The organism is Gordonia sp. i37 (assembly GCF_002043085.1).
Lineage (GTDB): Bacteria > Actinomycetota > Actinomycetes > Mycobacteriales > Mycobacteriaceae > Gordonia > Gordonia polyisoprenivorans.
Map to the genome: position 1 here is coordinate 1 of NZ_MVPX01000534.1, position 16714 is coordinate 16714.

The 16714-nt window shown below is 65.1% G+C and carries 17 protein-coding genes; 10 read left to right on the forward strand and 7 right to left on the reverse strand.

Features of this window, described 5'->3' with window-relative positions:
• Positions 1–3526: murein biosynthesis integral membrane protein MurJ (locus B1964_RS26630; RefSeq protein WP_139765888.1), on the forward strand; the 3526-nt coding region annotated here is incomplete at its 5' end.
• On the opposite strand, the gene B1964_RS26635 is transcribed toward B1964_RS26630, so the two are convergent.
• Positions 3510–4451 carry a sterol desaturase family protein gene (locus B1964_RS26635; RefSeq protein ID WP_079931958.1) on the reverse strand — a complete coding sequence of 314 codons (942 nt, stop codon included), beginning with the start codon at positions 4449–4451 and terminating at the stop codon, positions 3510–3512. The genes B1964_RS26630 and B1964_RS26635 overlap by 17 nt on opposite strands.
• Positions 4452–4732: 281 nt before the next feature.
• Here B1964_RS26635 and B1964_RS26640 point away from each other — a divergent pair, with 281 nt between their 5' ends.
• The 3 genes from B1964_RS26640 to B1964_RS26650 all read left to right on the forward strand — a co-directional run bounded on the left by B1964_RS26640 (position 4733) and on the right by B1964_RS26650 (position 6521).
• Entirely contained in the window at positions 4733–5320 is a 588-nt protein-coding gene (locus B1964_RS26640; RefSeq protein ID WP_079931959.1) for a TetR/AcrR family transcriptional regulator, read from the forward strand.
• Between the two features lie 81 nt (positions 5321–5401).
• On the forward strand, positions 5402–5830 hold the full coding sequence (locus B1964_RS26645; protein ID WP_079931960.1) for a PPOX class F420-dependent oxidoreductase: 429 nt from the start codon (positions 5402–5404) through the stop codon (positions 5828–5830).
• A gap of 313 nt (positions 5831–6143) precedes the next feature.
• Complete coding sequence (locus tag B1964_RS26650; protein WP_026920447.1) at positions 6144–6521, forward strand: Lsr2 family protein; 378 nt, start codon at positions 6144–6146, stop codon at positions 6519–6521.
• Between the two features lie 100 nt (positions 6522–6621).
• Here B1964_RS26650 and B1964_RS26655 read toward each other — a convergent pair whose 3' ends face one another.
• Positions 6622–7170 (reverse strand): DUF1990 domain-containing protein, encoded by a 549-nt coding sequence (locus B1964_RS26655; protein ID WP_253194215.1) that lies wholly within the window; start codon positions 7168–7170, stop codon positions 6622–6624.
• A 232-nt stretch (positions 7171–7402) separates the two neighbouring features.
• Here B1964_RS26655 and B1964_RS26660 point away from each other — a divergent pair, with 232 nt between their 5' ends.
• From B1964_RS26660 to B1964_RS26685, 6 genes are all read left to right on the forward strand, one after another.
• Complete coding sequence (locus B1964_RS26660) at positions 7403–7621, forward strand: hypothetical protein (protein ID WP_006368601.1); 219 nt, start codon at positions 7403–7405, stop codon at positions 7619–7621.
• A gap of 237 nt (positions 7622–7858) precedes the next feature.
• The gene (sigM, locus tag B1964_RS26665) at positions 7859–8452 is read left to right on the forward strand and encodes an RNA polymerase sigma factor SigM (RefSeq protein WP_079931962.1); all 594 of its coding nucleotides are present in this window, start codon (positions 7859–7861) and stop codon (positions 8450–8452) included.
• A gap of 127 nt (positions 8453–8579) precedes the next feature.
• A complete protein-coding gene (locus B1964_RS26670; RefSeq protein WP_079931963.1) occupies positions 8580–9338 on the forward strand; it encodes a hypothetical protein in 759 nt (252 codons plus the stop codon).
• A 165-nt stretch (positions 9339–9503) separates the two neighbouring features.
• The gene (gene trxB / locus B1964_RS26675; RefSeq protein ID WP_079931967.1) at positions 9504–10499 is read left to right on the forward strand and encodes a thioredoxin-disulfide reductase; all 996 of its coding nucleotides are present in this window, start codon (positions 9504–9506) and stop codon (positions 10497–10499) included.
• Positions 10500–10577: 78 nt separating this feature from the next.
• On the forward strand, positions 10578–10916 hold the full coding sequence (trxA, locus tag B1964_RS26680) for a thioredoxin (protein WP_006368605.1): 339 nt from the start codon (positions 10578–10580) through the stop codon (positions 10914–10916).
• Positions 10917–11128: 212 nt separating this feature from the next.
• The gene (locus B1964_RS26685) at positions 11129–12289 is read left to right on the forward strand and encodes an N-acetylmuramoyl-L-alanine amidase (RefSeq protein ID WP_079931964.1); all 1161 of its coding nucleotides are present in this window, start codon (positions 11129–11131) and stop codon (positions 12287–12289) included.
• A gap of 44 nt (positions 12290–12333) precedes the next feature.
• Here the strand turns inward: B1964_RS26685 and B1964_RS26690 are convergent, their stop codons facing one another.
• The 5 genes from B1964_RS26690 to B1964_RS26710 all read right to left on the reverse strand — a co-directional run.
• On the reverse strand, positions 12334–13191 hold the full coding sequence (locus B1964_RS26690) for a hypothetical protein (protein ID WP_079931965.1): 858 nt from the start codon (positions 13189–13191) through the stop codon (positions 12334–12336).
• A 164-nt stretch (positions 13192–13355) separates the two neighbouring features.
• A complete protein-coding gene (locus tag B1964_RS26695; RefSeq protein ID WP_014362114.1) occupies positions 13356–14447 on the reverse strand; it encodes a ParB/RepB/Spo0J family partition protein in 1092 nt (363 codons plus the stop codon).
• A 70-nt stretch (positions 14448–14517) separates the two neighbouring features.
• The gene (locus B1964_RS26700; protein WP_006368609.1) at positions 14518–15399 is read right to left on the reverse strand and encodes a ParA family protein; all 882 of its coding nucleotides are present in this window, start codon (positions 15397–15399) and stop codon (positions 14518–14520) included.
• A gap of 210 nt (positions 15400–15609) precedes the next feature.
• Entirely contained in the window at positions 15610–16260 is a 651-nt protein-coding gene (gene rsmG, locus B1964_RS26705; RefSeq protein WP_253194216.1) for a 16S rRNA (guanine(527)-N(7))-methyltransferase RsmG, read from the reverse strand.
• A 313-nt stretch (positions 16261–16573) separates the two neighbouring features.
• Positions 16574–16714 (reverse strand): R3H domain-containing nucleic acid-binding protein (locus B1964_RS26710; RefSeq protein ID WP_290440745.1); only part of this gene is annotated, 141 nt, incomplete at its 5' end.

A 16714-nucleotide genomic window follows, 5' to 3' on the forward strand; every position in this document is an offset into this window, starting at 1 on the left:
GCTCGGCGCGTCGGTGGCGTCGGCCTTCCAGGCTGCCGACGTCCTGCCGAACATGATCGCCGAGATCCTGCTCGGCGCGGTCCTCACCGCCATCGTCATCCCGCTGCTGGCCCGCGCCGAAGCCGAGGACCCCGACGGCGGTGCGTCGTTCATCAACAAGATCTTCACGCTGACCGTCGTCGTGCTGGGTATCGGCACCATCGCCGCGATCGCCGCGGCACCCCTGCTGACCAGCCTCAACATCGACAACGCGGAACTGCGCCCGCTGGCAACCGGGCTGGCCTACTTCCTGCTCATCGAGATCCTCTTCTACGGGCTGACCGCACTGTTCACCGCGATCCTGAATCTGCGCGGCTACTTCAAGCCCGGAGCGTGGGCGCCGGTCCTCAACAACGTCGTCCAGATCAGCGCACTCATCGCGTATTGGCTGATGCCCGGCCAATTGACGCTCAACCCGTTCCGGATGAGCGATCCGCAGTTGCTCGTCCTCGGTATCGGCTGCGCGATGGGCGTGGTGTTGCAGGCGCTGGTGCTGTTGCCGTATCTGCGTCGTGCCGGTATCCGGCTCCGCATCGAGTGGGGGCTCGACGCGCGTCTGCGCAAGTTCGGCAACATGGCGCTGGCGATCGTCTCCTACGTGGCGATCCTGCAGGTCGGTCTCATCGTCACCTATCGCATCGCGTCGGCGGCCACCGAGACCGGCATCAGCGTCTACGTCACGCACTGGCAGCTGTTGCAGCTGCCCTACGGTGTGCTCGGCGTGACGATTCTGACCGCGATCATGCCGCGGCTCTCGCGCAATGCCGCCGGCGACGACACCAAGGCCGTCGTCGACGACATGTCGCTGGCCACCCGGCTCACCATGGTCGCGTTGGTGCCCGTCGTCGCCTACATGACCTTCTTCGGCCCGGCCATCGGCGTCGCGGTGTTCAACTTCGGCCGGTTCGACGCGCACGTGGCCACGCAGCTGGGTTCGACGCTCGCCTGGGGTGCGTTCACCCTGATCCCCTATGCGATGACGCTGGTGCAGTTGCGGGTGTTCTACGCCCGCGAGGATGCGTGGACGCCGACCTTCATGGTTCTGGGTATCACCGTCGTCAAGATCGCCGCCTCCTATCTCGGTCCGGTGCTGTTCTCCGACCCGGATCTCGTGGTGCGCTGGTTGGCCCTGTCGAACGGTCTCGGCTATCTCGTCGGCGCGATCGTCGGCCACTATCTGTTGCGCAGCCGATTGCGCGCCGATGCCCGCGATCCGCGTGATGCTCGGCTGACCAACGTCGCCCGCACGACGGTGGTGACGCTCGCGATCTCCGTCGGCAGCGCCTTCGCGGTGTGGTTGATCGCCGAGATCTCGGGCCTGCATCTGGCGACACAGCACGGCAAGATCGGGTCGATCGCCTACCTTCTGCTCACCGCGATCGTGGTGCTCGGCGTGATCTATGCGGGCCTGGCGGCGGCCGGTCTTCCCGACGTGGTGTCCGTCCTGATGTCGGTGCGACGCGTGGCCGGTCGCTTCATCCCCGCACTTGCGCCGAACGGCGAACCGCAACAACAACCATCGGCAACGATCACGGTTCAGTTTCCGCGGGTCACCAGCGACGAGTCGCTACCGTACTCTGGTCAGGTACAGGTCGTTCGACGGTTCGATCGCGGTTCCGCGACGTGGCAGTCGTATGCGGTGCACACCGGTGGCGCCGCGGGCGGCGCCGGTGTGGCGCCGTGGACCCCGCCCCAACGACCCCCGGACATGCGCTATCGGAGGAGAGGAGTTCGCCGCGTGAACGAGAGCGGAATCGACGCCACACCGGAATCCCCGATCAGTCCGGCCGAACGCGGCGTCACCCCGACTTCCGATACTGCCACACCTCCGGAAAGACCAGTCGCACAGACGAATTCGGCCAGTGGCTCGGGCGGCGGTCAGCCGGCCGACGCGATGCCGGCCACCCCCGTCGATCCCGACCGTGCCGAGCCCATCCGCCCCGCGCGACGTCGCGGACCCCGTCTCGTGCCGGGCGCCGCGGTCGCCGGCGGCCGGTACCGTCTGCTCGAACATCACGGCGGCACACGGGGTCTGCAGTTCTGGAAGGCCCAGGACATCAACCTCGACCGCGAGGTCGGACTGACCTTCGTCGACGCCGAACAGCTCGCACCCCCACCGGACAAGGGAGCGCCGAGCAAATCCGGCGACACCGGACCGCAGGCCGTGCTCACCCGCACGTTGCGTCTCGGCCAGATCAGCTCGTCGGGCGTCGCCCGCGTGCTCGACGTGGTCCGCGGCTCATCGGGCGGCATCGTTGTGGCCGAATGGGTTCAGGGTTCCTCGCTGACGGAGGTCGCCGCCACGCATCCGTCACCGATCGGTGCCGCACGTGCGGTCCGCGCGCTGGCCGCCGCGGCCGAGGCCGCACATCGCTCCGGCGGCGCCCTGTCCATCGACCATCCGGATCGCATCCGCATCTCCGCCGAGGGCAATGCGGTACTCGCCTTCCCCGGCACCCTCGCCGGCGACGATGCCACCTCCGACGTCCGCGGACTCGGAGCGGTGCTCTACGCACTACTGCTGCAACGGTGGCCGCTCGACGGCGCCACCGGTTCCGAGCTGGTGACCACCGTCAACACGACCACCCCGGTCGGCGGACTGGCGATCGCCTCGCCCGCCGCCGACGGCGAGGGCCCCATAGAACCGCGCGAGGTCGACCCGGAGATCCCGTTCGAGATCTCCGCCGTCGCCGCCCGCGCGTTGTCGGGGAGTCGTGGAATCCGCACTGCGGCAACGGTTCAGCACGTTCTGGATCAGGCCACCGTCGTCGACCTCAAGACGGACATGATCCCCGCGCTCGGTGACTCCGACGAGCCGCCGGTGTCGATCGGCCCGTCAGGTCGGATCGGTTCCGACGAGCCCGCGCGCAGCAACCGGACCGTCGCACTGCTCGTCGGCGCGGCCCTGCTCGTGCTGTTCGTGGTGATCGCCCTGGTGGTGTGGCTGACCGGTGTGTTCGGCGGCGGTGACGAGCAGACCGACATCAACAAGTTCCTGTCGTCGACCACGTCGGCGCCTGCACCGGCACCTGGCGCCGCTGCACCCGCGGGCGGACCGATCGCGCTGCGCTCGGCCACCCTCGTCGACTATTCCGGGCAGTCCGGTGACAATCCCGACCTCGCCCGCAACGTGATCACCGGAGCCGGATCCGGTTGGCGCAGTGACACTTACCGCACCGCCGACTTCGGCAGCCTCAAGCAGGGGCTCGGCCTGATGCTGGATCTCGGATCGCCACAGACGGTCAAGTCCGTCTCGATCCCCACCACCACACCGGGATTCGCGGTATCGCTGCGCGGTGCGCAGAGCGCCGACGCCACCCTGGCACAGACAACCCAGCTGGCACAGGGCACCGTCGATCAGCCCGACACCACACTGTCGATCGCCAGTCCCACACAGTCGCGGTATCTACTGGTGTGGGTCACCTCCCTGCCCGGCGCGAGGGGCAGCTATCAGGTGCAGATCTCCAAGATCAGCGCGACGAGCTGACCGCGCCGCTCGCCGAGGGGGCGTCCCCGGTCGTGGGGCTCCACCCGGGTGGTCCGAAGATGTAGCCGAGCTTGGCACGCCAGCCCGCGGCCGCCCGCACATCACGGGCGATGGAGACGTACTCGTGCGTCTGCAGTGTCCAGATGTTGTAGGTGCCAACAGGTTTGGTCAGCCCATAATGTGGCCGATGCGCCTCGGCACGAAACGATCCGAACATCCGGTCCCACAGGATGAACACCCCGGCATAGTTGCGGTCGAGGTACTCCGGGTCGCTGCCGTGATGCACCCGATGGTGTGACGGGGTGTTGAAGACGAATTCGACGGGCCGCCACATGCGATCGACGTGTTCGGTGTGAATCCAGAACTGGTACACCAGATTCACGCCGTAGCAGGCGAACACCACCGCAGGCGGGATGCCCAGGAACGGCAGCGGTAGCCACATCACAAGCGCCGCACTGATATTCCACTTCTGCCGCAACGCGGTAGCGAAGTTGAAGTACTCGCTCGAGTGATGGGCCTGATGAGTCGCCCACACCAACCGGACCCGGTGGGAGATGCGGTGATTCCAGTAGTAGAGGACGTCGACGGCGACGAATCCGATCACCCACGTGTACCAGGAGCCGATCGGTAGCTGCCACGGCGCGATGTAGACGAAGATCGCCGTGTAGACCAGCAGCCCCGCGATCTTCCACACCGCGCTCGTGGCTATCGACACCAGTCCCATCGAGATGCTGGCCCGCGCGTCACGCTTCTCGTAGGCACCGACCGGTGACCGGCGCTCGACGGCAGGACCGGTGTCCTCGGCATCGGTGGCCCGGTCCTCGAGCTTCCAGGCCGCGAACCATTCCAGTACCAGCAGCGCCACGAAGAACGGGATCGCGAGCACCGTCGGCTCGTGCATCGGGTCGGGAAGTAGGTCGAGCACGGCGTTGTTCTCCGGTGATCGTCGAGTTATCTGACACAGTCTCGTGTCAGATCTGTGTGTGACACGATAGCGTGTCAGATGACGGGTTGTCCACGGTGCCGTCGGATCGCACACGCCGAAAGGGGAGAGCATTGCCATCCCGGGAGCAGCGCTCTTCCATTGAGCCCGAGTCCGCTGAGCCCGAGTCCGCGGAGCCCGAGTCCGGGGAGGGGCGCCGGTACGGGGGCGCAGAGGCCGACGAGCGACGCGCCCGCCGGCGACGAGCCTTCATCGACGCCGGTTTGCAGCTGTTCGGGGAACTCGGCTACCCCGTGGTGACCGTCAAACGGCTCTGCGACGAGGCCGGTCTGACCCAGCGCTACTTCTACGAGTCGTTCGCCGACCGTCCCGCATTGCTGATCGCCGTGTACGAGCACTGCGTCGAGGTCACCCGAACCGCGACCGTGGGTGCCGCCGCGGAATATCTCCTCGACCCGGCAGGCGTCGCGCCCGACGCCGTGCGCGCAGCGGCCCGTGACACCCTCGGGACGTTCCTCGCAACGTTGACAGGTGATCCGCGACGCGCACGCGTGATGCTCGTCGAGGTCGTCGGAGTGGATCCGACGGTGGAGTCGACTCGCCTACGAGCCATCCACAACTGGGCGAGTCTCATTCTCGCGCTGGCGATGGGGGAGCGCGAGGTGTCGCCGGCACAACACCTCGCCGCGGTCGGACTCGTCGGCGCGGTCACGCAATTGCTCGTCGATTGGTATTTCACGAATGTCGCGCCCGATCCCGTGGATATCGGCGCTGAACCCACCGACCTCGACGTCGTGCTCGACGTCTGTGTCGATATGTTCGGTGCCACCTACGATCAGCTCATGCGCTGAGAAGGTTCGGCGTCATCTTTTCCTTTCGCTCGCCGGACCGTCGGCGCTGAATTTCGTCGCACGGTCGGCCATGATGGGGTGATGGCACACACCGAACTCGACGACCGGGTTGTCGCATTTCTCACCGAGGGCACGCGTACCGGAAAGGTGGCATTCGTCTCCACGTCCGGACGAGCGCTCGTCGCGCCCATCTGGTTCATCGTGGATGACGGTGTCCTCGTGTTCAATACCGGGGCAGACACCGCAAAAGGGCGTGCGCTCAGCCGTGATCGGCGACTCACAATACTTGTCGACGACGAGCGTCCGCCCTTCTCGTTCGTTCAGGTCCAGGGCACCGCGGAGATCGGTGAGGATCCCGCCGATCTCCTCGATACCGCAACACGTATCGCTGCCCGATATATGGGGCCGGATCTCGCCGACACGTACGGCAGGCGTAACGCGGTACCCGGCGAGCTCGTCGTCCGCCTCACGCCCACCAAGGTGAATGCGGTATTCGACATCGCCGACTGATCGCGGGACCGAATCTCTCGCCGGCGATTCGGTAGGGCACCACATAGTCGCCGATTTTCTTGCCCTGCGCGGGAAATACGATGGGGCTCGTTTCGCTGAGAGCGTTCCAGAGTTGTCGAAAATTGTTGCACTTCAAGCTCATTGAAATACCGGGGATAATTTCGCGGATATCCGCGCCACCGGGCCGAGACGCCCGATTGACGCTGCTGCCGGCGTCGGGCGAGGGTTGCCGTCCGACGCCGTCGGCGTCCCTGCACGTGGCCAGTGCACACATATGCGACGTCTGGCCCGCGGCGTGCGTTATTCTCGTGGCGTGGCTAAAAGACAAGTTGTGTCGTTCATAGATGACCTCGACGGCCGTGAACTCGATATCGACGATGCTCACACCATTTCGTGGTCGTGGTCGGGCGTCGATTACCAGATCGATGTGTCGTCGGCGAATCTCGACAAGATCGAGAACGGTCGGGTTCCGGTCGCCAAACTACTCGAGGTGTCGACCCGGGTCGGTGGCCGTAAGCAGTCGACCGCGCCGAAGGTCAGTACCCCCGCGGCGAGCTCGGAATCGTCGTCGAGTTCAGCACGTCCGTCCACCAAGGTGATTCGCGAGTGGGCGCAGGAAGCGGGTTACGAGGTGCCGCTGCGTGGCCGACTCCCGAAGGAAATCCTCGAGGCTTACGACGCGGCAAACTGACCTGCACCCCAAATCCCACGATTATCGAACTGACCCGGTACCTGATTCGCGACGTCGACCGACGTCGGGGTACCGGGTCTTTTCCTATGGTGGATACCCGTCACGCCTGTAATGCGCGGCCGTATCGCCGGGGGATCGCATCCTGGAGCGCGGCGGCCACAGGTCGGCCGAGCCTGGTCATGAGGGTGGCCGGCCTCGAAAAGGCGTTGATCGACAACTGAACCGACTCGTCGGACATCAGACGCAGTTCGAATCGTTCCTCACCCATTTCCGGGTGCCCGGGCAGCGTCCCGTAGGTGAACCCGGCCATGTCCTCATCGGACTCCACCGCGACGATAGCCACGGGTGCCCGCACAGCATTCACCCTCCCGATCCGTAGGCCCAATATCGCCACCGCATCGTCGGTGATGGTGGGATGCGACGCGGCGACCGCGATATTCGCGCGCAGTTGGATCTGCCAGGACAGCATGGCCTCACGCGCCACTTCGAAATGATCACGGCCGCTGCCCAGTTGCGTCCGCAGGCGGACGTGTCGATAGCCGGTGGGTGTCACTCCGGTCGTCTCGCCGACCTCCGAATAGGTGAATTCTTCGGCGCGCAGCCGTCGTACTTCGACATCGTCGAGGAGGCGCAGCCGGGCGCGGGACACCTCCTGACTGTAGCCCCAAACGGTGTGAAAGCGCTGGCGCACAGCGATTTCCGGGAGCGTGCGGCGTGTGTGTCGTGGACGCCGCATGGCCGCTCCGGGACCGGACTCGGCGTGGTGATCTTGCTCACGTCTATGCAAATGAAGTAGTGAAGCCCGACTATCTGATATTAAATCTCCGTCGGAGTGCGCGACCGGGCAACGGGCTTGATCCGCGCTCTGGGGGGAGCACACCATGCGGACTTTCTTTCTCTACCGTCACATCGACGTATCCGGGGTGACCGGCACCGGTGTGGTCGCCGAGGGCGTCGAATTCACCGACGGAAGTGTGGCGATCCACTGGGTGGCCGGCGAACACCGCTCGACCGCGGTGTGGGGCGGGATCGCCGATGTCGAGGCGGTTCATGGTCATGACGGTGCGTCAACGATCCAATGGACAACGCCGGCCGGGTAGCGATCTCGAGTGCGTCTCCGCGCAGGTTCGGCTGCGCCGCAGGCACTTCCGTCGGTTGTGCAGCAGGTGAATCAAGTCGATGACATCGACATTCGATGACACCGCCTGCGGTGCGGCACTCGGTCGCGGGGCCCGAGGAACCTCGATTGATCCAGGTCTCCCCACCGTCGGTGCGGTTGTCCACAAGCACCGCACCACGACTATCCCGGCACACCCGCGCCCACTACGCTCGATCCCATGTCCGGGGGGACCCACTCGCCACAGGGCGACGCACGCAGCGACGAGCAACTGCTCGCCGCGCACACCCATGGCGATCCCACCGCCTTCACCACGCTCATCACCCGACACCACACCTACCTGTGGAATGTCGCCCTGCGCACCACCCGAGACCCCGACGATGCCGCCGACGCCCTGCAGGAGGCACTGTTGTCGGCTCACCGCACCGCAGGCTCTTTTCGCGCCGAGGCACGTGTATCGAGCTGGTTGCATCGCATCGTGGTCAACGCTTCGCTGGATCGACTGCGGCGCAACGCGGCTCGCCGCACTGTGCCGCTACCGGAGTTCGACACCGCGATTCTCACCGATCACACCGACGACTATCAGCGCGTCGACCTGACCGAGACGATCTCTCGAGCGCTCGACGAATTGCCGTCCGGTCAGCGGGCGGCGGTCCTCGCACTCGACGTCGAGGGTTACTCCATCTCGGAGGCGGCGCAGTTGCTCGGCGTGCCCGAGGGCACGATCAAGAGTCGGAGTTCGCGCGGACGGCTGCGCCTGGCCAAACTGCTCGGTCATCTCCGTCACGAGTCACTGCAGGACGAGTCGGAGTGAGGCCGGGCGTGAACTTTGTCTCGAACGCCATGGAACCCCTGGAGGTCCTGCTGCGTCCAACTATTCGTGGGTCCCATCACGACCGGGTTCCCACCGGGTACAGCGACACGACACGAGGGGAGCGCGGATGACCGACGATGACCTGCGCTCTGCAGGATCACCGCGCTTTCCGGATCCACCGTATTCCGTGGATCTGCTGACCGATCTCGATGCCGGCGTACTCGAACCCGATGTCGCCGCGCACATCCGTTCCCGACTTGTCGACGACTCCGGAGCTCGGGAGGTTCTCGCGGCATTGGAGGGTCTGCGCGTCGATCTGCGCGATCTTCCGGTGCCCGAGCAGCCCGTTCCCGAGTGGGTCGACGCGCGCACACAGCAAACGCTCGCCCGAATCGCCGCCGAGGTCGGCAGCGGAAGTGACGTCACACCGCTCGCGCGCCGACGGCCGCTGCGCTCGGCCCCGCAGGCGGTGGCTCTGCTCTCGGTGGCCGCAGCCGTCCTCGTTGCCGTCATCGTGGGTGTCGTCCTGGTCAGCCATTCGGCCCGTACCGGCGCTCCGTCGAACCAGGCCGATGGCACCCCCGCGAGTTCGTCCGTTGTGCCCACCGTCGCCGCACCGGGTGCCGCAGCAGCGCTGTCGGTGCTCGGCCGGACCGACGGTGCACCATTCGCCTCCACAGCCGCATTACGCCGGTGCACCGCTGCCAACGGTGTCGCTGCCGAGACACCGGTGCTGGGGTCGGGACCGGTAATGGTCAACGGTGTCCGCCAGGTGGTGATCCTGCTCGCCACCGGGACGGCCGGGCGGTTCCTGGCGCTCGTGGTCGGCCCCGAGTGTGATTCCCGCAATCCGGCCACGATCTCCCGCACGATCATCGGGGGATGATCCCGCCGAGAACGCCCGGGTATATCGTTCGTCAACCATGCAGCCGAAACGCCCGATCGCGCGTCGTGGGGCCGACGCGTCGGGGAACATGTCCGCATACCCTTGTGTTGAATGCCAGGTACGTGCGGCTCACCGGGCCGGCGCGTCGATGACACGGAGGACGAATTGACCCAGTCAGACAACCAGCAGATCCACGAGCTGATCATCGTCGGATCCGGGCCTGCCGGTTACACCGCGGCGGTGTATGCGGCTCGCGCCGAACTCGCCCCGCTCGTCTTCGAGGGAACTCAGTTCGGCGGCGCTCTGATGACGACCACAGAGGTGGAGAACTTCCCGGGGTTCCAGAACGGCATCCAGGGTCCGGCACTGATGGACGAGATGCGCGAGCAGGCGATCCGCTTCGGCGCCGACCTCCGCATGGAGGACGTCGATGAGCTCCGGCTCGACGGCGACATCAAGGAGGTCGTGGCTTCCGGTGAGACCCACCGCGCCCGCGCGGTCATCCTCGCGATGGGTGCCGCTGCGCGGTACCTCGGTATCGACGGTGAGCAAGAGTTGCTCGGCCGCGGCGTCTCGGCCTGCGCGACCTGCGACGGCTTCTTCTTCAAGGACCAGGACATCGCGGTCATCGGCGGCGGTGACTCGGCAATGGAAGAGGCCACGTTCCTCACCAAGTTCGCGCGTTCGGTAACCCTGATCCACCGCCGGGAGGAGTTCCGGGCCTCGCGCATCATGCTCGATCGCGCCCGCAACAACGACAAGATCCGGTTCGTCACCAACGCGGCGGTCAAGTCCGTCATCGGTGACGGGTCGGTCACGGGTCTCGAACTGATCGACACCCGCAGTGGCGACACCCAGACAGTGGACGTGACCGGCATGTTCGTCGCCATCGGCCACGACCCGCGTAGCGAACTCGTCCGCGGCCAGGTCGACCTCGATTCCAACGGATACGTCCAGGTCCAGGGCCGGACCACCTATACATCGCTGCCCGGTGTCTTCGCCGCGGGCGATCTCGTCGACCACACCTATCGGCAGGCCATCACCGCGGCGGGCAGCGGATGCGCTGCGGCGATCGACGCCGAGCGGTGGTTGGCCGAACAGGGCGACATCGACCCCACCCCGGTCGAGGCCGACGTGCTGGTCGTCGACGCACACAGCTGACCCGGCCGCACCGGCCACCCGAGCCTCATCAACCCCCAGACTCATCAACCCCCAGACTCATCACAGGAGGACATCACCATGGGAGCAAATACCGTCGCCGTCACCGACGCCACGTTCAAGGACGCCGTACTCGGCTCCGACAAGCCGGTGCTCGTCGACTTCTGGGCCACCTGGTGCGGACCGTGCCGCATGGTGGCACCGGTTCTCGAGGAGATCGCCGACGCACACAGCGACAAGCTGACCGTCGCGAAACTCGACGTCGACGCGAACCCGGCGACGGCGCGTGATTTCCAGATCATGTCGATCCCGACGTTGATCCTGTTCGAGAACGGACAGCCCACCAAGACCATCGTCGGCGCCAAGGGCAAAGCCGCATTGTTGCGCGAGCTCGATTCGGTGGTCGGCACCAACGCCTGACATCGTTGGAGATGGCATAACGACAGGCACGGTCACCGACGTTCGGGCTGGTGACGGTGCCTGTCGCTACATTGTGACCTGATCCGGTTTGGCCCACATCGGTCGAACTGAAAGAATGCTCGTGGTTCTGCCGAGTGCGTTTCCGTGAGTACCGGCGTCGAATCGCGATCCGCACGGACACTGATTGTTCGTCGCGACCAAGGAGTCTGAAGATGCCACAATTCCGACTGGGTGATCAGGGCTCGGCAGTCGCCGAAATCCGTTCGATCCTCGCCGGACAGGGTCTTCTCAGCACAACTCGCGGACGACACGCCGCCGACGCCGACACGCCGGGTGACACTTTCGACGCCGACACCGACCAGGCGGTGCGGGCCTTCCAGCAGCGGCGCGGCCTCATCGTCGACGGAATCGTCGGACCCGCGACCTACCGCGCGCTGCGCGAGGCCTCCTATCAACTCGGCGCACGTGTGCTCGCGTTCCGCTTCTCGGCGCCGATGGTCGGCGACGACGTCGCACAGCTGCAGAACCGCCTACAGAACCTTGGCTACTACACCGCGCTGGTCGACGGTGTCTTCGGCGAGACAACCCACAACGCTGTCTGTCTCTATCAGAGCGAATACGGGCTCTTCGCCGACGGAATCTGCGGGCCCGCCACCCTGCGTTCTCTCGAACGCCTTGGTACCCGGGTGACCGGTGGGTCGCCTCTCGCCATCCGCGAAGAAGAGCACGTCCGTCGTTCGGGTCCCCGATTGTCCGGCAAGCGCATCGTGATCGATCCGGGATCCGGTGGGCTGCATGACCTTTCGACCGGTGATCTCGCCGACACGGAAAGTCGCCTACTGTGGGATCTCGCTGCCCGCCTCGAAGGCCGGATGGCGGCCGCCGGCATGGAGACCTTTTTGTCACATGACGGCAGGGGACGGCCCACCGATGAGGAGCGCGCCCGGGTCGCGAACATGATCGACGCCGATGTCATGATCTCCTTCCGCGTCGGGCATTACCCGAACTCGGCCGCGAACGGCGTGGCGGCCTTCTACTTCGGTAACAGCCACGGATCGTTCTCCACAATCGGCCGCAACCTGGCCGGCTTCGTCCAACGCGAGGTCGCCGCACGGACCCCGTTGACGGACTGCCGCACTCACGAACGCACGTGGGAGCTGTTGCGGCTCACCAGGATGCCGGTCATCATTCTCGACGTCGGCTACATCACCAACCCCGACGACGCTCGGGTCCTCGAGGACGCCGACTACCGCAACGTCATTGCGGAGGCGATCCTCGTCGCGGTCAAGCGACTGTATCTGCTCGGCGACGACGATCGACCCACGGGGACCTACACCTTTGCCGATCTTCTTGCCGCCGAAGAGATCTCCTGATCCGACGCGGTAAATCACCGCGCCACTTAGCTTTTCGTAGCAGTCTAGAGTCGGCTTCCTACCGGGGCGAAGGTTCGTTCCCGTCCCGTCATGTCGATCGCCGCCATCACGACCAGTTTCTCCAGAGCTCCCTCGACCTCCGACTTCCACCCCAGACCTTCATCGAGCTCCAACCGCAGCCGGGGGAAGCGGGCGTGAGATGCAACGACATCGAATCCCGATGCTTTCAGGAAGGCGGCGTCGAGTAGACATCGAGTGCACAGATCGGGCTGCGGGTTGTCGAGGATTTCACGCGCGACGCTGACGATCTCCTCATCCGACCATTCACTGATGTCGCGCATTCCCGGAGTCGCATCAGGCGTCGGGTTCCGGCGGGCCGTGCCGGATCCAGCACCGTCCGGTCCGCCGCCACGAACCAATCCGAATGCCTCGACCGCGCGAACACCGCGACGCATGAGGTCGACGAGCACCGCATCGAGTAGGGGAGTGGCCACCTCCTCATAACCGGGCTCCACCTGGATGGAGGTGAGGAGAATGGCGTCGGCGCTGACCGGCGACGTCGGGAACAACCGAGATCGTGGGACACGGCCGGGCGGTGCATAGAAGGCTGTGCCGACGATGACTCCGGTCGCCGGATCGGTGGCGAGCTGACCGCACGCACCCCACTCCAAGAGCACCGAGGAGATCCAGGCTTCCTTGTCGAACTCGCTCTCGAACGGAGCGCGGGCCACGCCACGACCGACGATCTCGCCGCGACCTACCACCTCGGTATGCCCCGCGGACTCGGGTTGATCCAGCGGGCCGGCCATGCTGGGGTCGACCTCCCAGAAGACACACCGACGCGCATGCGGAGGTAGTGACTCGAACGACTCGAGAGTCAGCCGCGAGACCACCGGTTCCATGTCAGCTCATCCGTCCCATCGCCACATTGCCGTCGGAAGCCGCAGTCACACCGAAACCGATTGTGCTGTAACGATATTCGATGTTCATCGTTCCGCGTTCACGTTGTTGCGTCACAGTGACGTTACTCCCGAGGGTGGTTGGTCGTGGAAAATCGTCGGCGAAATCACTTACCCGGATCGATCACTCCAACGATTCGCTGGAGGTCGTCCACCGAACCGAACTCGACGACGATCTTGCCTTTTCGCTTACCCAAACTGACCGTGACGCGAGTGTCCAGACGATCCGACAGGCGTTCGGCAAGGTCTTGGAGGCCGGGCATCTGCATCGGTTTGCGCTTGGAGGTCGGCGAGGGGGCCGTCGATCCGCCGTCACGGTTCTCGAGAGTGACCGCTTCTTCGGTCGCGCGGACCGACAGTCCCTCGGCGACGATGCGCGCCGCCAACGCCTCCTGAGCATCACTTCCGGTCTCGAGAGACAACAGCGCGCGCGCATGTCCGGCGGACAGGACCCCGGCCGCGACACGTCGCTGGACCGGAATGGGTAGCTTCAGCAGCCTGATCATGTTGGTGATCACCGGGCGCGAGCGACCGAGTCGGGCGGCCAACTCCTCATGTGTCACGTCGAACTCTTCGAGGAGTTGTTGATACGCGGCCGCCTCTTCGAGCGGATTCAGCTGCGCGCGGTGAATGTTCTCCAGGAGTGCGTCGCGGAGCATGTCACCGTCGGGCGTCTCCCGAACGATCGCCGGGATCGCATCGAGGCCGGCCTCTTGACTGGCTCGCCACCGACGTTCGCCCATGACGATCTGGAACTCGACACCGTCGGCGGTGGGAGCGGGCAACTTGCGAACCACGATCGGCTGCATGAGACCGAACTCGCGGATCGAATGAATCAACTCGTTCAGCGCATCCTCGTCGAAGACGGTCCGCGGCTGATGCGGGTTCGGCTGAATGAGCTTCGGTGGGATCTCCCGGTACACCGCGCCGACCTCATCGGGTGTGCCGATCGGAGCCGGGGGAGTGGATGCACCTGGCGCGCCGGCACCGTTGGCTGTGGCCGCAGCGGTCTTCTGGCTCGGTGCGCCTGCCGATGACGCTGCCGAACCCCCACCGTTTCCGGTGCCGATCACGACGTCGGCTGCGGCAGCTCCGAGCTTCGGAGCGGTCGGGTCCTCGTCGGTGGGACCGGTCGGGATCAATGCCGCCAAACCGCGGCCGAGTCCACCACGTCGGTGTGCGGTCTCTTTCTGACTCACTGGATTCCTCTCGGGCAAGGCGGGCTGACACTCTCGGGTGACATTCGGTATCAGGCGGTATCAGGCGGTATCAGGGCACGGGCGCCGTGTCGGCGCGCATAGCGAGTTCTCGGGCAGCGTCGAGGTAACTCATTGATCCACGTGAACCCGGGTCGTATTCGATGATCGTCATCCCGTATCCGGGTGCCTCGGAGACCTTGACGCTTCGAGGGATAATCGTGGACAAGACTTTCTCGCCGAAGTGTCGGCGGACTTCCTCGGCCACCTGGTCGGCAAGCTTTGTGCGTCCGTCGTACATGGTGAGGAGGATCGTGGACACGTGGAGCTCTTTGTTGAGATGTGCCTGGACCAACTCGATGTTGCGGAGCAACTGCCCGACACCTTCAAGCGCGTAGTACTCACATTGGATGGGGATGAGCACCTCGCGCGCCGCGACCATCGCGTTGACGGTCAGCAGACCGAGTGACGGCGGGCAGTCGATGAAGACATAGTCGAAGCCGAACTCCGCCATCGCCTCGTCGTTCAACGCATTCCGAAGGCGGTTTTCACGTGCGACGAGAGAAACCAACTCGATCTCGGCACCGGCAAGGTCAAGCGTTGCGGGGACACAGTAGAGGTTCTCGTTGCTCGGACTCTGTTTGATCGCCTCGCGGACCCCGACTTCTCCGAGGAGCAGTTCGTACACCGAGGCAATGTCGGGCGCGCGATGATCGATTCCGAGCGCGGTACTGGCGTTGCCCTGAGGATCGAGATCGACGACAAGGACACGGAGGCCGTGGACAGCCAGTCCCGCTGCAAGGTTGACGGCTGTCGTCGTCTTGCCGACGCCACCCTTCTGGTTGGCAACCGTCAGGACGCGGGTCTCCCGCGGGCGGGGTAGTCGCCCAGCCGCACCGGGTGTCAGCACCTGGCTGGCTCGGGCGGCCGCGGCGGCGATAGGGGTGTCGTCCAACGATGCCTCCAAGGCCGTCGAAGTAGTGGGAGAGATGATGCGAGGGTCCGAGGCGCTCTTGCTTGGGGAGACGGTTTCACGTGAAACGTTGCGATCTTGCTGGACCACGCGGGGACTCCTTCGACCGACCAATGGGGTGTCATCACCAGAGATCTCCGAGCCACTTGATGACGCTCTTCTATTCTGCGCCCTGCGACCGATCCGCACCAATTACCTCCCTGACCCACGAGAGTCCGATCGGCTACGCCGATCAACCCGCTTCTTCTTGGATGACTGCGACCCGCTGACACGATCATTTCGGACGCCCACAACAACCGTAGTCGGCGGTTCGATCACGCCGACACCACACTGTTGTACCTCGAGATCAATCAGCCCTCGGCGCGATGCAGCCATGCGGTCCCGCTCGATCTCGTCGGACGCTGTCGATCCCTTGATCGCCACCAGCCGCCCGCCGGGTCGAATCAGTGGAGCAGACCACGAAGCCAAACGGTCCAGTGGCGCGACCGCACGCGACGTCACCACATCGGCGAGCCCTACCTCAGCTCGCACGGCTCGCTCCTCGGCGCGACCTCTGACGACCGTGACGTCCAGCCCGAGAGATGCGACGACCTCTTCCAGGAATGTTGTTCGTCGTAGGAGGGGCTCTACGAGCGTGATGCGGAGATCGGGTCGTGCCAAGGCCAGTGGGATGCCCGGCAAGCCGGCGCCGCTACCAATGTCGATGACGTACTCCCCGTCGGCGATGACCTCACCGAGTACCCCACAATTGACGATATGGCGATCCCATAGGCGCGGTACTTCCCGCGGCCCGATGAGGCCACGCGTAATGCCGTCGGTCGCGAGCATCTCGCGATACCGCATCGCCAGTTCCAGCCGCTCCTCGAACACCGCATGGGCCGATGGGGGAGGGGAGGAGTCCGCACCGTCGTCGTGCACGGCACTGCCGCTCTCATGTTTCACGTGAAACGCGATCCTTCCGTTTGTCTTCCCCACGCCACATGTTCCACGTGAAACATGGACCTCGCCGCGGAGAACATCACAGCATCAGGAATTACAGATGTGTAATTAGCAGTGCCAGAAATGACGAAGTCCCGGCGCTAAACCGGGACTTCGTCACTACCGACCTCATGGTCGACTTCATGGCACCGAGCATGCCGCGTGCAGCGGCTGATCGTCAGTCGACCTTGATGACGACGACCTTACGCTTGGGTTCAACGCCCTCACTCTCGCTGATGACGCCATCCACAGCCGCGACGGCGTCATGCACAATCTTCCGCTCGAACGGGGTCATCGGATCCAGCGCTTCGCGGCCGCC

What these genes read in the sequence shown, in the direction of transcription:
- B1964_RS26645 (WP_079931960.1), top strand. Translation starts at nt 5,402, where the DNA reads ATGGCACACACCGAACTCGACGACCGGGTTGTCGCATTTCTCACCGAG.
- B1964_RS26660 (WP_006368601.1), top strand. Translation starts at nt 7,403, where the DNA reads ATGCGGACTTTCTTTCTCTACCGTCACATCGACGTATCCGGGGTGACC.
- sigM (WP_079931962.1), top strand. Translation starts at nt 7,859, where the DNA reads ATGTCCGGGGGGACCCACTCGCCACAGGGCGACGCACGCAGCGACGAG.
- B1964_RS26670 (WP_079931963.1), top strand. Translation starts at nt 8,580, where the DNA reads ATGACCGACGATGACCTGCGCTCTGCAGGATCACCGCGCTTTCCGGAT.
- trxA (WP_006368605.1), top strand. Translation starts at nt 10,578, where the DNA reads ATGGGAGCAAATACCGTCGCCGTCACCGACGCCACGTTCAAGGACGCC.
- B1964_RS26685 (WP_079931964.1), top strand. Translation starts at nt 11,129, where the DNA reads ATGCCACAATTCCGACTGGGTGATCAGGGCTCGGCAGTCGCCGAAATC.
- B1964_RS26690 (WP_079931965.1), bottom strand. Translation starts at nt 13,191, where the DNA reads ATGGAACCGGTGGTCTCGCGGCTGACTCTCGAGTCGTTCGAGTCACTA.
- rsmG (WP_253194216.1), bottom strand. Translation starts at nt 16,260, where the DNA reads ATGCGGTATCGCGAGATGCTCGCGACCGACGGCATTACGCGTGGCCTC.